The sequence below is a fragment of the Prosthecobacter sp. genome (assembly GCF_044236155.1).
Classification (GTDB): domain Bacteria; phylum Verrucomicrobiota; class Verrucomicrobiia; order Verrucomicrobiales; family Verrucomicrobiaceae; genus Prosthecobacter.
On sequence record NZ_JBIIHA010000001.1, the window covers coordinates 455,549 to 468,280 of the forward strand.

Here is a 12,732-nt window from a genome sequence, read left to right on the forward strand (position 1 = left end):
CCTCACGGCATGACAGCGACCCTCGACCAAGTGTACTCCTCGGCCCGCACGCTTCCGCTGCCCGACCTGGGTTTCCTCGTCACCCGGCTGCTCGGCGAGCTGTCCGAGTCCCTGCCCAGCTCCAGTGATGCCGAACTTCACGCCATCGCCGATGCGCGTGAAGCCGAAATGGATCGCGATCCCTCCGCCACGATCTCGCATGAGGACATGATGACCTTCATTCAAAGCCGCCGGCGGTGAAGGTGGTGTATCACAAGCTGGTCCAGAAGGATCTCGACGACGCCTGGCGCTACTACGAAGACGCATCGGAAGGCTTGGGCGACCGCTTCTTCGACGAGTTCCTCGCCGTCATGGCCACCATCCAGCGCAATCCGCGTCACTGGCCCCCGACCGACAAAGGCCGTCGCGTGGCCCAGTTCTCCCGTTTCCCCTACAAGCTGCTGTATCGCGCCGAACCTGAACGTGTGAAAGTGCTCGTCGTTCGTCACCAAAAGCGCAGCCCCGCCTACGGGGACAAGAGGCGCTGAAATGAATTTCACCCCGAAAGCAACGACCTCGTCATCATCGGCGAAGCCACGCGTGACCCCTACCTCTACATCTCCCACAACGGCACCACCTTGATCGATTCCCCCATCGATTAGCTCAAGCCGCTGTGGAAGGATGGGGTGGTGAAGTATTATTGAAGCCCTCCAGCTTGGTACCGACAGAAAACAGTATTTGGGCATTCATCATGTTGATTTCCGGTACAGAATTCGGTACAAGAATTCATGATTGGCCAATTCTTCACCCCAGAAATCGTGTCTCAAACCATGTTCAAGATGGTGGGGACACGTTCCAAACAAAAGGTCATCGATCCTAGCTGTGGTGATGGTTCGTTTTTGAGAACAGCACCATCTGGGATCGACATTTACGGTTGTGAAGTCGATCCAAGGTATGCGGAACTGTCACGGTCTTTGCTGCCAAGCGATCGTTTTTTTCATGGCGATGCGTTAACAAGTTTAGTTGCTCAATGGGGCTCATTTGATCTCGCAATCGGAAACCCACCTTTTCAAGCCCAAGGGAACTTGGAGAAGCGTGGCGATGTGCTGCGTGGTTTTGATCTTGGGGCTGGAAGATCCTCTCAATGCCTCGAAGTGTTGTTTTTGGAGCTCTTCGTGAAGCTTGCCAAAATGAATGGACGTATCGCGGTCATCCTGCCCGACGGTCCATTCAGTAACAAGCCGTTCAAATATGTTCGTGATTGGCTGCTTCGCCGTGCTCATGTCGAAGCCATCATCAGTTTGCCACGAGGAATCTTTTCAAAGACATCAGCAAAGACCAACATTTTAATTGCCAAGAAGCTGCCGGTCAGCGCTCAGCCCTACCGAGAGCCCACCGCGTTGCTTGAATGCGCTACTCTTGGCGAATTACTCCCTTTGAAGCTGTCCGCATGGCGAAAAAAGGACGCACGCTGGAAAACGGTCGTCTTGGCTGATTGTGACGATTGGAGGCCGGAAGCGTTTTTGAACCCGACCCATGGTGACGAGCCGACTGTCAGACTGGGCGATTTGTTTCGCTTAAGAACAGGCTACGCAGCTTATGGCCACCAGCGGGAGCTTTTGGATTCTCCAGGCAAAGATCGCATCATTTTACTGAGAGCGAAGAACCTTTCACCCGATGGAGGACTTCGCCTCACCCAAGACTGTGCTCACATCCGCGTCGATGGGAACATGTACTGTGAGGATTCCAGAGTTAAGGCTGGAGAGCTGCTTTTCGTCAGAGTCGGAGCCGGGTGCTATGGTAGAACAGCTTTAATTGAAGAAGGAATTGAGGCGCAGGCTGACGACTGGATTCACATCCTTAGTCCGATGGTGAAGGTCGACGCTTCAGGCATATTTAACTGGTTCAATAGCGAGGTGGGGCGGTCTGCGGTTCGACGCATTGCGAAAGGAGTGGGAACCATGAGCGTGTCGAAAGCCTCTTTAGCAGAGCTCCGCCTGCCAGCACGCTTTATGCTCTCAAATGACTTGGTCCTTGATGGTCTTGCTTGTCCACCAACGCCCTTTAGATCGCCTGAGATTGAACCGACGAGACAGGCTGCATGAAACGGTTATTTGAATGAGCGGGGCGGTGAGATGATTGGATTGGGGAATGCCGCACCCCATAAAGTCACCTCTGCATTCGTCTGCTTATCTTGTGAAGCAAACTGCCAGAAAATATCGACAGGCAGCGAGCACTGAATTCGACGCTGCACTTTTGAGTCAATTTTTGGATTGATGACAATTTTGCAGGAGCGAACAACGGCTTGCACCTTCCAAAGCTTGGCCTTCTGGCGCACCGTTGAATAGTGCTCATTCAAATTTTTGACGACCCTATCCAATTCACGCAGTTGATCGACACAAAGTTCGCCCCAAAGCGACTCCCACGTGTCAGCGGTAAAACGCGCATAGCCCACCTCAGTGATTCGCTTCTCAGTTTTCGAAGTTTGCTCCCAAAAACCCACTATCATAACGAATGGCTGGTCGATTTGTCGTTGCCTCAACACATCACCCAGCCCAATCGGGCTGCCGCGTTTGGCCGTCTTGATGGACACAGGGAGGTTTCTAAAACACTCGGGAATACGCACGCTGTTATTGTGCTCGGCGGCAACATCCCACTTTTGCATGTAGCTTCCCTCGTATCCTCCAAAGAACTGCTGCTTCACCCACTTTTCGAAGGTGAAGCCGTGTGATTGAACTTCTGGCATCTTGAAAGGGTAGGAAAAGAAGAACGGTTGGCAACAATTTCACAAGGCGGTCCTGAACTCTCGCCCTTTTGGGACACGACGTGGGTGGGCAGCAAATCGACTGATGCCGCACCTCGACTGCTGCGGCAGAATCTCTGGCACCTCCAGAGCCGGGCAGACCGCCGAGGCCGTGGCTTCTCCCTTTCCTCTCGGCGGCAGGCTCGCTTCGAGGTGGTGACTATATCTTTGCCAAGCCAAGGAGTTCCTTCACGCGGGTGAGCTCCGACGCGGAGGTTTTCGCCACAAAGCCACGGGCGTGGGCGAAGTGGACATCGGGCTCCTTTTCGATGCGGGTGAAGTCGTAGCGTGGGTCGTCGTTGTGGCGGGAGAGGCCGTAGCCGCTGCCGCGGCGGTCTGGGTAGATCAGCGCGGCCACGGCGCTGCTCTTGCCGATGCTTTCGAGGTAGCGCCCGATGCTGGCGGAGGGATCGTCCGGCACGGGATCGGTGCGTGGAAGGAAGAGCACCTCGTGATCGCCCACATTCCAAATCACCGCGTTCTGCGCGATGAAGTCGAGGCGGCTGCGCAGCTCCCGCGGGTAGTCCAGCAGGTCCTGGCCGATGTAGCCGAGCATTTCCCACAGCGGCTCGCCGGGCTCCAGTCGCCTGGCTTTGGCGAAGCGGCGCAGAACGGTCACGTCGATGGGCGAGTTGAGCCTGTTCATCGTGTCTCGATCCACGCCCAGCCATTTCGCCGTCACATTCGGCCCGCGTGTGTCGAACCACTCGGCCGGCTCAAGCCAGTCGCAAAACTCGCGTGCGTCCTCATACACGCCGAGATGCTGTAGCACGAGGCTCAGTGAACACACGGGCGGATGGTCGGCGGGAAACTGATGATGGTCAAAGTTATGCCTTTCCGGCTCATGCTCGCCTCCCACATCGACCACGGCGATGGTGGGATCAGCGAGATCTTCCGGCGTCGGCTCCCGTCGCACAATCGGCACGCGATGCACCGCCGCCAGCAGGGCGCAGGCGAGCAGTTCATCTTTATGAGCGCCACCGGGATGAGTGAGGATGAGAGAAAGCATGAAGGAAGAGAAGGACGAAGAAGAAACCCATGGCCCTAACCTGAAGGGACCCTCACGTCATCCTCATTTATCATGCGACGAGCGTCGCGCATGCTTCGCCAGAAACGACGTCCGTGGGCAACAAAATGACAAATTCCATCCCTTGGATGCTGTCGCATAACCTCAGCCACATCCAGGTCCAGCAAATCCTTCGAGGCCGTGGCTTCACCTTTCAACTCGGGGGCTTCAGTCTCGCGATGCTCAGTAAAGAATGACGAAGTTTTCGCCGTCCGCATAAGTCGCTGTGAAGCCCCAGACGGGCACGCCGGGCTGGGTGCCGTGTGTGGCGGTGGGGCGGCCGGAGGCGTCGAGCACGAGCCAGCCAAGCTGGCCGCCTTTTTGCCAGCCGGTTCCGATGCTCCAGGAGACGAGCGTTTCGCCTTTGGAGTTGATGGCGAGAGATGGGTGACGCGCTTTGTCGTTGGAAACCGCGAGCGCGTCGGAAGTGGCATCGAGCAACGATGTGAAGACTTTGCCTTCGGCCTCCCATGCGGCGCGGGTCTTGGTTCCGGCGCTGATGACACTGGCACTGCTCATGGGGCAGGCGTTGATGGCCCACGGGCCGACATCGCGGTGCTGGAAGCTTTCGCCGCCGTCGCGTGAGGTCATGAGCACGATGTCGCGCTGGCTCATGGTGCGTGCGGCGCGGTAAAGCGTGAGCAGTTCGCCAGTGGGCGCGACGAAGGTTTTGAGCGAGCAGCAGGCGCAGACGCCTGGATCGTCGGCGTTGGCGATCTTCGGTGCGGCGAAGGTCTGGCCGTTGTCGGTGGATTTGAGGACATAGACGCGGCGGTTGATTTCGCCCGGCTGTGAGCCTGCCTGAGCGCCGTGCCAGACGACGAAGACTTCGCCTTTCGCGCTCGCTGCGACGGAGGCGCCGCCGTCAAGCGCCTGGGTGTCGGCGCGCAGATCGCGCTGCGGCTCGAAGCCGCCGCTACCAAGGGAGCGCGTGTAATACAGCGGGGAGGGGATGTGGCGCTTGTGATCGCCGATGCCGTTCCAGACGATGTGCAGCGAATCGTCTTTGCCGACGGCGATTTGCGCTCCGCGGATGGTGCCGGCGGCTACGGCGGAATCCGGCGTGCTGTTCACCGTGCGCGGTGTGCTCCATTCAGCCGCCCCCGGTTTTTTGATGGCGTGGCGCACGTTGCAGCCGCGTGGATCACCTTTGAGATAGACGAGATGCCGCGTGCCGTCGCTGGTGGTGACGATTTGCGGCTGCACGCCGTCCTCAGGGACACGTTCGAGGCGCACTTCGGCGGCGGAGGCAACGAAGGCGGCGAGCAGGAGGGAGGTTATCGTTTTCATGCGGCGAGTCGCAGCGCATAACGTTCTCCATGGCGTGTGAGCTTCACGGTGGAGCCGTAAATCGCGCTGAGGTTCGCGCTGCTGAGGATGTCGTGCTTCGCGCCGGCGGCATGGACGCGTCCGTCTTTGAGAAGCAGGCAGTGGGTGATGGCGGGGAGGATTTCTTCGACGTGGTGGGTGACCATGACGAGGGAGGGGGACTTCGGCCGGGCGGCGAGGGACTGCATCCACTGAAGATAGTGCTCGCGTGCGACGGGGTCGAGGCCGGCGCAGGGCTCGTCGAGGATGAGCACCTTGAACTTGGCCATCAGCGCCCGGCAGATGAGCACTTTTTGCTTCTCGCCCTGGGAAAGCGGGCCCCAGAGGGCGTCGCGCAGGTAATCACAGCCGACTTGCCTGAGCAGCTTTCGCGCTTCGCGAAAAACGGCCGGGCCGGGCAGTTCTATGAGGTTCAGTTTGGCCTCCCGACCGCTGGCGATGACATCGAGCACGGGCTCTCCGCTTTCGAGGTAGGTCGTGAGCGTGTTCGTGACCAGACCGACGCGCTGGCGCACGGCGCGCCAGTCATCGTCGCCAAACACGCTCTCGCCGATGCGTAGCTCGCCACCGGTGGCGCTGTCGTAACCAGTGATGATGTTGATGAGGGAGGTCTTGCCGCAGCCGTTCGGGCCGAGAACGCACCAGTGCTGGCCGGGATCGACGCGCCAGGAAATGCCCTTCAAAATGGGACGTCCGCGGCGGAAAGTGATGTCGGAAACTTCGAGAACTGGAGCAGGCATGCAGGTGGATTGTTGAATGACGAAGGATGGATGTCGACTCAGGATTGAGGCGGGAGGGAGGCGAAAAGAAGAAGCGTGAGGGGATGGAATTTGTCCTTTTGTTTTTTCTCCCGTGACAAAAATGACCATCCTGCTAATCTCAGTCCTTCTTTCCCGAAAAAATGCCAGTCTTCGAAGCAGTCCAACCATCCTGCGCAAACACTCGCGATGATGCGCGTAATTCCAAGCTTGCGCGGAGTCGTTGTTTTTTTGTATTTTGCCGCGTCGTGGAAAGCCCCCTGCATCACATGAGAACGATTTTTTGCGCCGCACTGGTTCTGGCCGTAGCCACGCCCGGGTTTACCCAGGCTCCACCCGCGCCCGGCACACCTCCCGCCGCCCCTGGGGCTCCAGCTGCTGCCCCTGCCGCTCTGAACATTCAGCAGGAGACCGAGGCGCTGGTGAATGCCGCAGGCGCTCTTTTTGCCGAGGCCAAATATCAAGAAGCCCTGGCCAAGTTGGATCAGGCAAAGAAGAATCTGAACAACAAGCCCTTCGAGGGCATCATGTTCATCGAGGGCGCCTGCCATTACAACATGAACAACTACGCCAAGGCGATCGAGACGCTGGAGGCCTTTGTGAAGGAGTTTCCTCAGGGCGCGGCGATCATCGACGTGCGAATGGCGCTGGGCCGTTCCTACATCGCGAGCAAGCAGGAGGACAAGGGCATCGAAGTGCTGACCGACGTGGTGCGCAACTCGCCCGAGAAAAAGGCCGAGGCAGGGCTCATCATCGCCGACACACTGGGAAAAAAAGACCAGAAGGACAAGGCGCTTGAAATTCTCACTTCCGTGCTCGCGGACGGCATCCGCAGCGCGGAGTCGATCCAGGCGGCGATGCTTGCGGCTAACCTCTACGTCAGCCAGGGCAAGCTCGACGAGGCAGGCGCTCTGATGGACAAGGTGCGCAACTTTGCCTCCGGCGGTGACAGCATCGCCCAGATGAACAATATCTATCTGAAGCTCGGTGACGAGATGATGGAGAAAAAAGCCTTCCGTGAGGCCTTGGGAGCCTACCAGCTTGTGCGCAAGAAGGCGGAAATCTCGCGCATCCAGACCGAACAGATCAAAAAGCTGGAGGCCCAGCTCAAGACCGCCAAAGGCGTGCGCAAGGACGAGATCGAGACCAAGCTGAAGGCCAACCAGGAGATCATGGCCGAGATCGAGAAGCGCACGGATTACGACGCCTCCCTCTATTATCGTCTGGGTCGCTGCTACTATGAGATGGGCGCGCCGAAGGAAGACGGCACGGTAGGTGATGCTTCCCGCCTCTGGCAGGCCACGCTGGCCTTCGAGGTCATCGTCAACGATTACAAGGAGTTCCCGCAGCGCGACAAGTGCATGTTCGGCCTCATCATGGTGAACGCCGCGCTCAAGCGCATCAAGGACGCCCGGGAACTTTGCCAGAAGTTCATCGATAACTTCCCGGACAGCGACATGATCGGCCAGATTTCTGAAATGTACGGCATGCTGGCCTACCAGAACAAACAGTTGAAGGAGGCGGTGGATGCGTTTGCGAAGGCTGAGAGCTTCCCGAAGGCAGATAAGGCCCGCCTGCGTTTCCTGAAAGGCAGCGTGCTCTTTGAAATGCAGAAGTTCGACGAGGCCCGCACGGCTTTCGAGCTTCTCGTCTCTGAGTTTCCCAACGAGGTGAGCTACAAGGATGACGCGCTCTACCGCATCGCCCTGAGCTACTTCTACCAGAATGATTACAAGAGCGTGATGAAGGCGCTCAAGAATTACATCAAGGAAAATCCGAAGGGGCAGTATGTGGTGGATGCGCGCTATCGCATCGCCTTCATCAACTTCCAAGGCGGTGACAAGGACGACGCGCTTGAGGAACTCCTCAGCATTATCAAAGACGCTCCGAATGACCAGAACATCGGTCAGGTCCACGCGCTGCTGGGGGATATCTACAATCAGAAGGTCGATTATGAGAACGCCATGGTCAACTTCGCCGCCGCCGTGGACAAGGCGAAGACTGATGACGTGCTCAATTACGCCATGGACCAAGTCACCGACCTCTACGTCGGCTCCGACAAGTGGAAGGAACTGGCCGACATGTGGGAGCGCTACTACAACACCCACAAGGACAACGACGACCTTTCCCTCAAGGCCATCTTGTGGATCAGCCGGGCACGCATCAAGGAAGGCAAGCTGGAGGAGGCGAAGAAGCTCCTCTCTGAGCACATCAAGACTCGTATCGCCAATCCCGCGAACCAGCAGGTGGAAGGGCTCATCCAGCAGCTCGTGAGCATCAGCGCTCCGAAACGCCGCCGTGCAGCCGCTGCCGCTGAAGCCCCGTCTCCAACGCCGCCAGACGGTGCCAAGCCCGCTGACGCGGCCGCTGCGGCACCTGCTCCAGCACCCGCGCCCGAACTCACCTTTGAGGACGTGGAAAAGCAGCTCGAAACGCTGCTCACACCGCCTCAGGAGGCCATGAACGGTACCGCGCAGATGCGCATCCTCTTCGCCAAGACCTGGCTCGCCAAGACGATGAAGGTCAATGACAAGGCGGAGAAGTTCTTCAACGTTATCATCGAGGTGGCGAAGCCGGACGACCTCAGTCCGATGCTTCTGGCCACCGTGGGTGACAGCGCCCGCAAAAAAGGTGATCTGGACAAGGCCAACGCCTGCTACGTACGCCTTAAAGACTATTTCAAGGACAGTGAGTATTCAGATGGTGCGCCGGTTGGCCTGGCCGAGATCGCCTTTGAAAAGGGTGAGTTCGACAAGGCGCTGGAATTGTTCCGTGACGCCCTGACGAACTACCCCGGCAGCTCCCGCGTTCTCGACGCCACGCAGGGAGAGGCCAAGACGCTTGCCAAGCTCAAGAAGCCTGACGAGGCGAAGAAAATCTTCGAGCAGATCGCCAATACGAAAGAATGGCGCGGTCATGCCACTGCCAACGCCCTGCGCATGCTCGGAGACATCGAGGCTGGCAACGGCAAGCATGAGGCCGCCATCGCCTACTATCAGCGTGTCTTCATCGCTCATCAGAAATGGAAGGACGAGATGGCGAAGGCCTACCTCAATTGCGCGAAATCCTTCATTGCGCTCGGAAAGCGTGAAGAGGCGAAGAAAACGCTCCAGGAAATGATCGCCCGCAAGGATCTCCAGGAGCAGCCGGAAATGAAACAAGCCCAGCAACTCGTCGCCACCCTGTGATCCTCATGCGAACCCACTTCATGACAGTCATGCGCGCATTCATCCTCGCCCTCTCGCTGCTCGCCGCTGGCTCCGCCTTCGGACAAGCCATCGTGCTCAAGGATGGCAACCGCATCTTCTCCTCCGAGTTCTCGCTGCAGGACGGGAAAATCATCCGCACAATCCAGATCGGCGAGCAGAAGGCCACGAGCATCGTGGACAAGAAGAACATCGACTCCCTCGAATGGCCTTATCCCGCCGAGCTGACCGAGTCCGCCGACCTTCTTGCCAAAGGGAAGACGGAGGAGGCCATCGCTGTGCTGAAAAAAGGCCGTGATTTCTTCGAGAACTTCGAGGGCATCGAGGGAAACTGGTTTGTCGATGTGTATTTCGCCTACATCGAGGCTCTCAACCAAGGTGGAAAATTTGACGACGTGGTGAAGTCCCTGCCCGCTTTGCGCGCCTTGAAGCTTACCGATGCGCAAAAAATGCGTTTGCGCATCATCCAGCTCGACATTGAGCGCCAGACGACATCGGATTACGTCGCCATCATCGGGGAGGCGCAGAGCATTCTCAAAGAGACCGATGATTCCGCCATCGGCGCCTCCCTTTGGAACATCATCGCTGACGTGCACTCCCGGAAAAAGGAGTGGGAGAAGGCGTTGCTGGCCTATCTGCGCATTCCGGTGTTTTACGGCACCCAGATGCAGCGTGTGCCCGAGGCGGAGCTCAACGCGGCCAAAACATTGGTCAAAATGCGTCGCTATGAGGATGCCGCCGCCTTCCTCGCACGCATTGTGGACTCTTATCCCGGCTCCCAGGTCGCCGAGGCGGCCACGAAAGAGAAAGCCGCGATTGCCGGCATGAAAAATGTCATCGAAGAAGAAGCCGCCGCGCCTGCGGACGGCAAATCCGGCGAAGCCAAGCCCCAAGAGAGCGAGGCAGCCAAAGGAGACGAATCTAAACCCAAAGCCTGAACATTTTCCCATCCCCAATGCAAACCAACACCGCCACCACCATGACCCGCCACATCCCCAACGGCCCCGCCCGCGCGTTCCTCTGCGTCCTGCTGGCGTTTGGCCTCTTCGCATCCGTCAATGTTTTCGCCCAGGAGCCTGCCGCCGGTGAGGCGGCGCCTGCGGTGGAGGAGCATCACACGCTCATTGACCGCTTCATCGAAGGCGGCTGGGTGATGTACCCCATCACCGCCTGCTCCATCGCTCTCGTCTGGCTCACAGTTGATCTTTGGATGCGCACCGGCATCAAGAAGATGGCTCCTCCCGCCCAGGTCGCGCAGGTGCAGGATCTTTTCCGTGCTGGCGACTACGTCGGTGCCTACCAGTTCTGCAAAGGCAACCCTTCCGCATTCTGCAACACCACCCGTGTCGCCCTCAGCTTCCTCGGTGACGGGCATGATGCAACCGAGGGTGCCCTGTTCTCCGAACTGAACAAGGCCAATGCCGCCATCCAGACGCGCATCAACTATCTCTCCGTTATCGGTGTTTGCACGCCGATGATCGGTCTGACCGGCACTGTGACGGGCATGATGAGCGCCTTCTCCACCCTGAAGACGAGCGGCGCGGGCGACCCTGCCAAGCTCTCCGGCGCCATCGGTGAGGTGCTCATCGCCACCGCCTCAGGCCTGTTCATCGCCGTGCCGGCCTTCATGTTCTTCTACTTCCTGCGCAACCGCCTCCAGGTCTCAATGAGCGATCTTCAGGAGATCTGCACCGCATTGTTCCGCAAGATGCCCTACAACCACCTCAAGGACGCGCACGTCGGAGAGGAAGAGTTCTACGCGGCCATCCCGAACTGGGTGGCAGGCGATGCTGCACCTGTGGCGGCCGCATAAGTTTTCCCCTTCAACTTCAACCCTTGACCTTCTAACACTATGGGCGGCGGTGGCGGCGGTGGTGACGGCGAACCGGAGTTTCAAATCGCTCCGATGATTGACGTGCTGTTGGTGTTGCTCATTTTCTTCATGAGCATCACCTCGGCGCAGGTGTTGCGCATCGACAAGGAGATCCAGCTCCCTGTCGCTGCCGACGCTAAAAAGAAGGAAAAGAACATGATGAACGAGGCCGCCCTCAACGTCCGCTGGGCGAAGGGCAAGGCGCTCATCACCTTCGAGGACACCAAGTATGATGACGTGGCGCCCCTTGTGGACTTGCTCACCCAGCGCAAGAACGGAAACCCGAAGTACCGCGTTGTCATCCGTGGCGACAAAAGACTGCCGGCCGTCGAAATCCAGCGCGTGATGAGCATCGTCGCCCAGGCGGGCATCGATGACATCTCATTCTCCGCCCTGAACAAAGAATAAACCCATGTCTGCACACGGAAAAAAAGGACCACGCCAGATCGAGCAGGAACAGCTTGCCGTCGGCTTCCAGATCGCGCCCATGATCGACGTGGTGTTCGTCATCATGCTCTTTTTCATGGTCATGGTTGGCTCGGTAAAGGTGGAGCGTGAATTGAAGAGCCAGCTTCCCGGTCTTGCCCCGCCTAGCGCGGATGCCCCCCAGGAGATGCCGGACGAGATCGTCGTCGGCATTGAAGAAACGGGTGCCGTGACGCTCAACGAAGAGGAATTCGACTCCCCTACGGACAAAAAGCTGCCGAACTTCACCGCCACCCTCATGCGTCTCAAGCAGGAGGCTGACAACCGTAACGCCAAGGTCATTGTCACCATCCAGGCCGAGGAGCAGGCAGTTTATGAGCGAGTGATCGATGTGCTTAACGCCCTCGCGGTTGCCAAGGTTGCTAACGTGACCTTCACGGTTGGCAGTGACGTGGGCTTCTGAGCCGCTGCATTGTAGGCTTTGATTTTTCTCCCCAAGAAAGCCTGTGGCAGAACGTCCTGCTGACAGATCTTCTCTTTATTTCAAAACAACGACCCGCTGCCACTCATGAATCCGTCACAGCCGCCATCTCCTGGTTCCACGCAGCCCTTGCCGCCTGGCTACACACCGCCGCCGGGGTATCCGCCGCAGATGCCGGGCTATCCGCAGGGTTACATGCCGCCGCCGGGGTATCCGCCGCAAATGCCGGGCTATCCGATGCCGCAGGGCTATCCGCCGCAGATGCCGGGAGGCTACCCTCCGGGCTATCCGATGCCACAAGGCTATCCGCCGCAGATGCCGGGAGGCTATCCTCCTGGCTACGGCATGCCCACCATGCCGATGCCGGCGATGATGCCGCCGCCCGCGCCTTCCGCGCCGGTGCCTGTGGCCGTTCCCGCGCCCTCCGGCGTGGCACCGGCCGTGCCCGCTCCTTCCGCCGTCGCTCCTGCCATGCCCGCGCCCAGCGCGGCTGTTGCGGTGGCCGTCGCGGCGCCGACCGATGAGGCAGGCGAGGCCGTGGCAGTGGACGAACACGGGGTGTATCACCCGCCCGCGCTGACGCACATCGAGACGGGGCCTCCGCCGAACAAGTTCGTGCAGATGTGGCGGAAGATGGGGGCGAGCTCGCTGCTTTTGAGCATTTTGATCCACGCGGGGCTGGGGGTGCTGGCCTTGTTCATCGTGTTCAGCACGGGGGTGATGGACAAGCAGGTGGACTTCCTGCCCGGGGGCGGAACGGCGCAGGGGCAGCAGGCGAGCCAGGATTTGCAGCACAAGGTGCAGCAGAAGA

At 58.9% G+C, this 12,732-nt stretch carries 12 protein-coding genes and 1 pseudogene; 9 read left to right on the plus strand and 4 right to left on the minus strand.

Features of this window, described 5'->3' with window-relative positions; all coding sequences use genetic code 11:
* The first annotated feature begins 9 nt into the window (after positions 1-9).
* From ACILSE_RS01735 to ACILSE_RS01745, 3 genes are all read left to right on the plus strand, one after another.
* Positions 10-240, plus strand: coding sequence for a hypothetical protein (locus ACILSE_RS01735; protein WP_395715612.1), 231 nt, complete (start codon positions 10-12; stop codon positions 238-240).
* 5 nt (positions 241-245) lie between these two features.
* Positions 246-527, plus strand: a complete 282-nt coding sequence (locus ACILSE_RS01740) for a type II toxin-antitoxin system RelE/ParE family toxin (protein WP_395715613.1) — start codon at positions 246-248, stop codon at positions 525-527.
* A gap of 240 nt (positions 528-767) precedes the next feature.
* Entirely contained in the window at positions 768-2,084 is a 1,317-nt protein-coding gene (locus ACILSE_RS01745; protein WP_395715614.1) for an N-6 DNA methylase, read from the plus strand.
* A gap of 5 nt (positions 2,085-2,089) precedes the next feature.
* Here the strand turns inward: ACILSE_RS01745 and ACILSE_RS01750 are convergent, their stop codons facing one another.
* The 4 genes from ACILSE_RS01750 to ACILSE_RS01765 form a co-directional block, all read right to left on the minus strand.
* Entirely contained in the window at positions 2,090-2,725 is a 636-nt protein-coding gene (locus ACILSE_RS01750; protein ID WP_395715615.1) for a hypothetical protein, read from the minus strand.
* Positions 2,726-2,942: 217 nt separating this feature from the next.
* Entirely contained in the window at positions 2,943-3,791 is an 849-nt protein-coding gene (locus ACILSE_RS01755) for an MYG1 family protein (protein ID WP_395715616.1), read from the minus strand.
* 240 nt (positions 3,792-4,031) lie between these two features.
* The gene (locus ACILSE_RS01760) at positions 4,032-5,138 is read right to left on the minus strand and encodes a sialidase family protein (RefSeq protein WP_395715617.1); all 1,107 of its coding nucleotides are present in this window, start codon (positions 5,136-5,138) and stop codon (positions 4,032-4,034) included.
* Positions 5,135-5,917 carry an ABC transporter ATP-binding protein gene (locus ACILSE_RS01765; protein WP_395715618.1) on the minus strand — a complete coding sequence of 261 codons (783 nt, stop codon included), beginning with the start codon at positions 5,915-5,917 and terminating at the stop codon, positions 5,135-5,137. The genes ACILSE_RS01760 and ACILSE_RS01765 overlap by 4 nt, the downstream gene beginning before the upstream one ends.
* A 287-nt stretch (positions 5,918-6,204) precedes the next feature.
* Here ACILSE_RS01765 and ACILSE_RS01770 point away from each other — a divergent pair, with 287 nt between their 5' ends.
* The 6 genes and pseudogenes from ACILSE_RS01770 to ACILSE_RS01795 all read left to right on the plus strand — a co-directional run.
* Positions 6,205-9,123, plus strand: a complete 2,919-nt coding sequence (locus tag ACILSE_RS01770; protein WP_395715619.1) for a tetratricopeptide repeat protein — start codon at positions 6,205-6,207, stop codon at positions 9,121-9,123.
* Positions 9,124-9,152: 29 nt separating this feature from the next.
* Positions 9,153-10,079, plus strand: a complete 927-nt coding sequence (locus ACILSE_RS01775; RefSeq protein ID WP_395715620.1) for a tol-pal system YbgF family protein — start codon at positions 9,153-9,155, stop codon at positions 10,077-10,079.
* Positions 10,080-10,120: 41 nt separating this feature from the next.
* On the plus strand, positions 10,121-10,954 hold the full coding sequence (locus ACILSE_RS01780) for a MotA/TolQ/ExbB proton channel family protein (RefSeq protein ID WP_395715621.1): 834 nt from the start codon (positions 10,121-10,123) through the stop codon (positions 10,952-10,954).
* Positions 10,955-10,993: 39 nt separating this feature from the next.
* Positions 10,994-11,422: an ExbD/TolR family protein gene (locus tag ACILSE_RS01785; protein WP_395715622.1), complete on the plus strand. Its 429-nt coding sequence runs from the start codon at positions 10,994-10,996 to the stop codon at positions 11,420-11,422.
* Between the two features lie 4 nt (positions 11,423-11,426).
* Positions 11,427-11,903: an ExbD/TolR family protein gene (locus ACILSE_RS01790; RefSeq protein WP_395715623.1), complete on the plus strand. Its 477-nt coding sequence runs from the start codon at positions 11,427-11,429 to the stop codon at positions 11,901-11,903.
* Between the two features lie 105 nt (positions 11,904-12,008).
* Positions 12,009-12,732 (plus strand): annotated as a pseudogene (locus tag ACILSE_RS01795) (hypothetical protein); the annotation flags it as partial.

Bases quoted from the DNA above. Each gene is read 5' to 3' on its own strand.
- ACILSE_RS01735 (WP_395715612.1), top strand. From the start codon at position 10: ATGACAGCGACCCTCGACCAAGTGTACTCCTCGGCCCGCACGCTTCCG.
- ACILSE_RS01745 (WP_395715614.1), top strand. From the start codon at position 768: ATGATTGGCCAATTCTTCACCCCAGAAATCGTGTCTCAAACCATGTTC.
- ACILSE_RS01750 (WP_395715615.1), bottom strand. From the start codon at position 2,725: ATGCCAGAAGTTCAATCACACGGCTTCACCTTCGAAAAGTGGGTGAAG.
- ACILSE_RS01755 (WP_395715616.1), bottom strand. From the start codon at position 3,791: ATGCTTTCTCTCATCCTCACTCATCCCGGTGGCGCTCATAAAGATGAA.
- ACILSE_RS01760 (WP_395715617.1), bottom strand. From the start codon at position 5,138: ATGAAAACGATAACCTCCCTCCTGCTCGCCGCCTTCGTTGCCTCCGCC.
- ACILSE_RS01765 (WP_395715618.1), bottom strand. From the start codon at position 5,917: ATGCCTGCTCCAGTTCTCGAAGTTTCCGACATCACTTTCCGCCGCGGA.
- ACILSE_RS01770 (WP_395715619.1), top strand. From the start codon at position 6,205: ATGAGAACGATTTTTTGCGCCGCACTGGTTCTGGCCGTAGCCACGCCC.
- ACILSE_RS01775 (WP_395715620.1), top strand. From the start codon at position 9,153: ATGCGCGCATTCATCCTCGCCCTCTCGCTGCTCGCCGCTGGCTCCGCC.
- ACILSE_RS01780 (WP_395715621.1), top strand. From the start codon at position 10,121: ATGACCCGCCACATCCCCAACGGCCCCGCCCGCGCGTTCCTCTGCGTC.
- ACILSE_RS01785 (WP_395715622.1), top strand. From the start codon at position 10,994: ATGGGCGGCGGTGGCGGCGGTGGTGACGGCGAACCGGAGTTTCAAATC.
- ACILSE_RS01790 (WP_395715623.1), top strand. From the start codon at position 11,427: ATGTCTGCACACGGAAAAAAAGGACCACGCCAGATCGAGCAGGAACAG.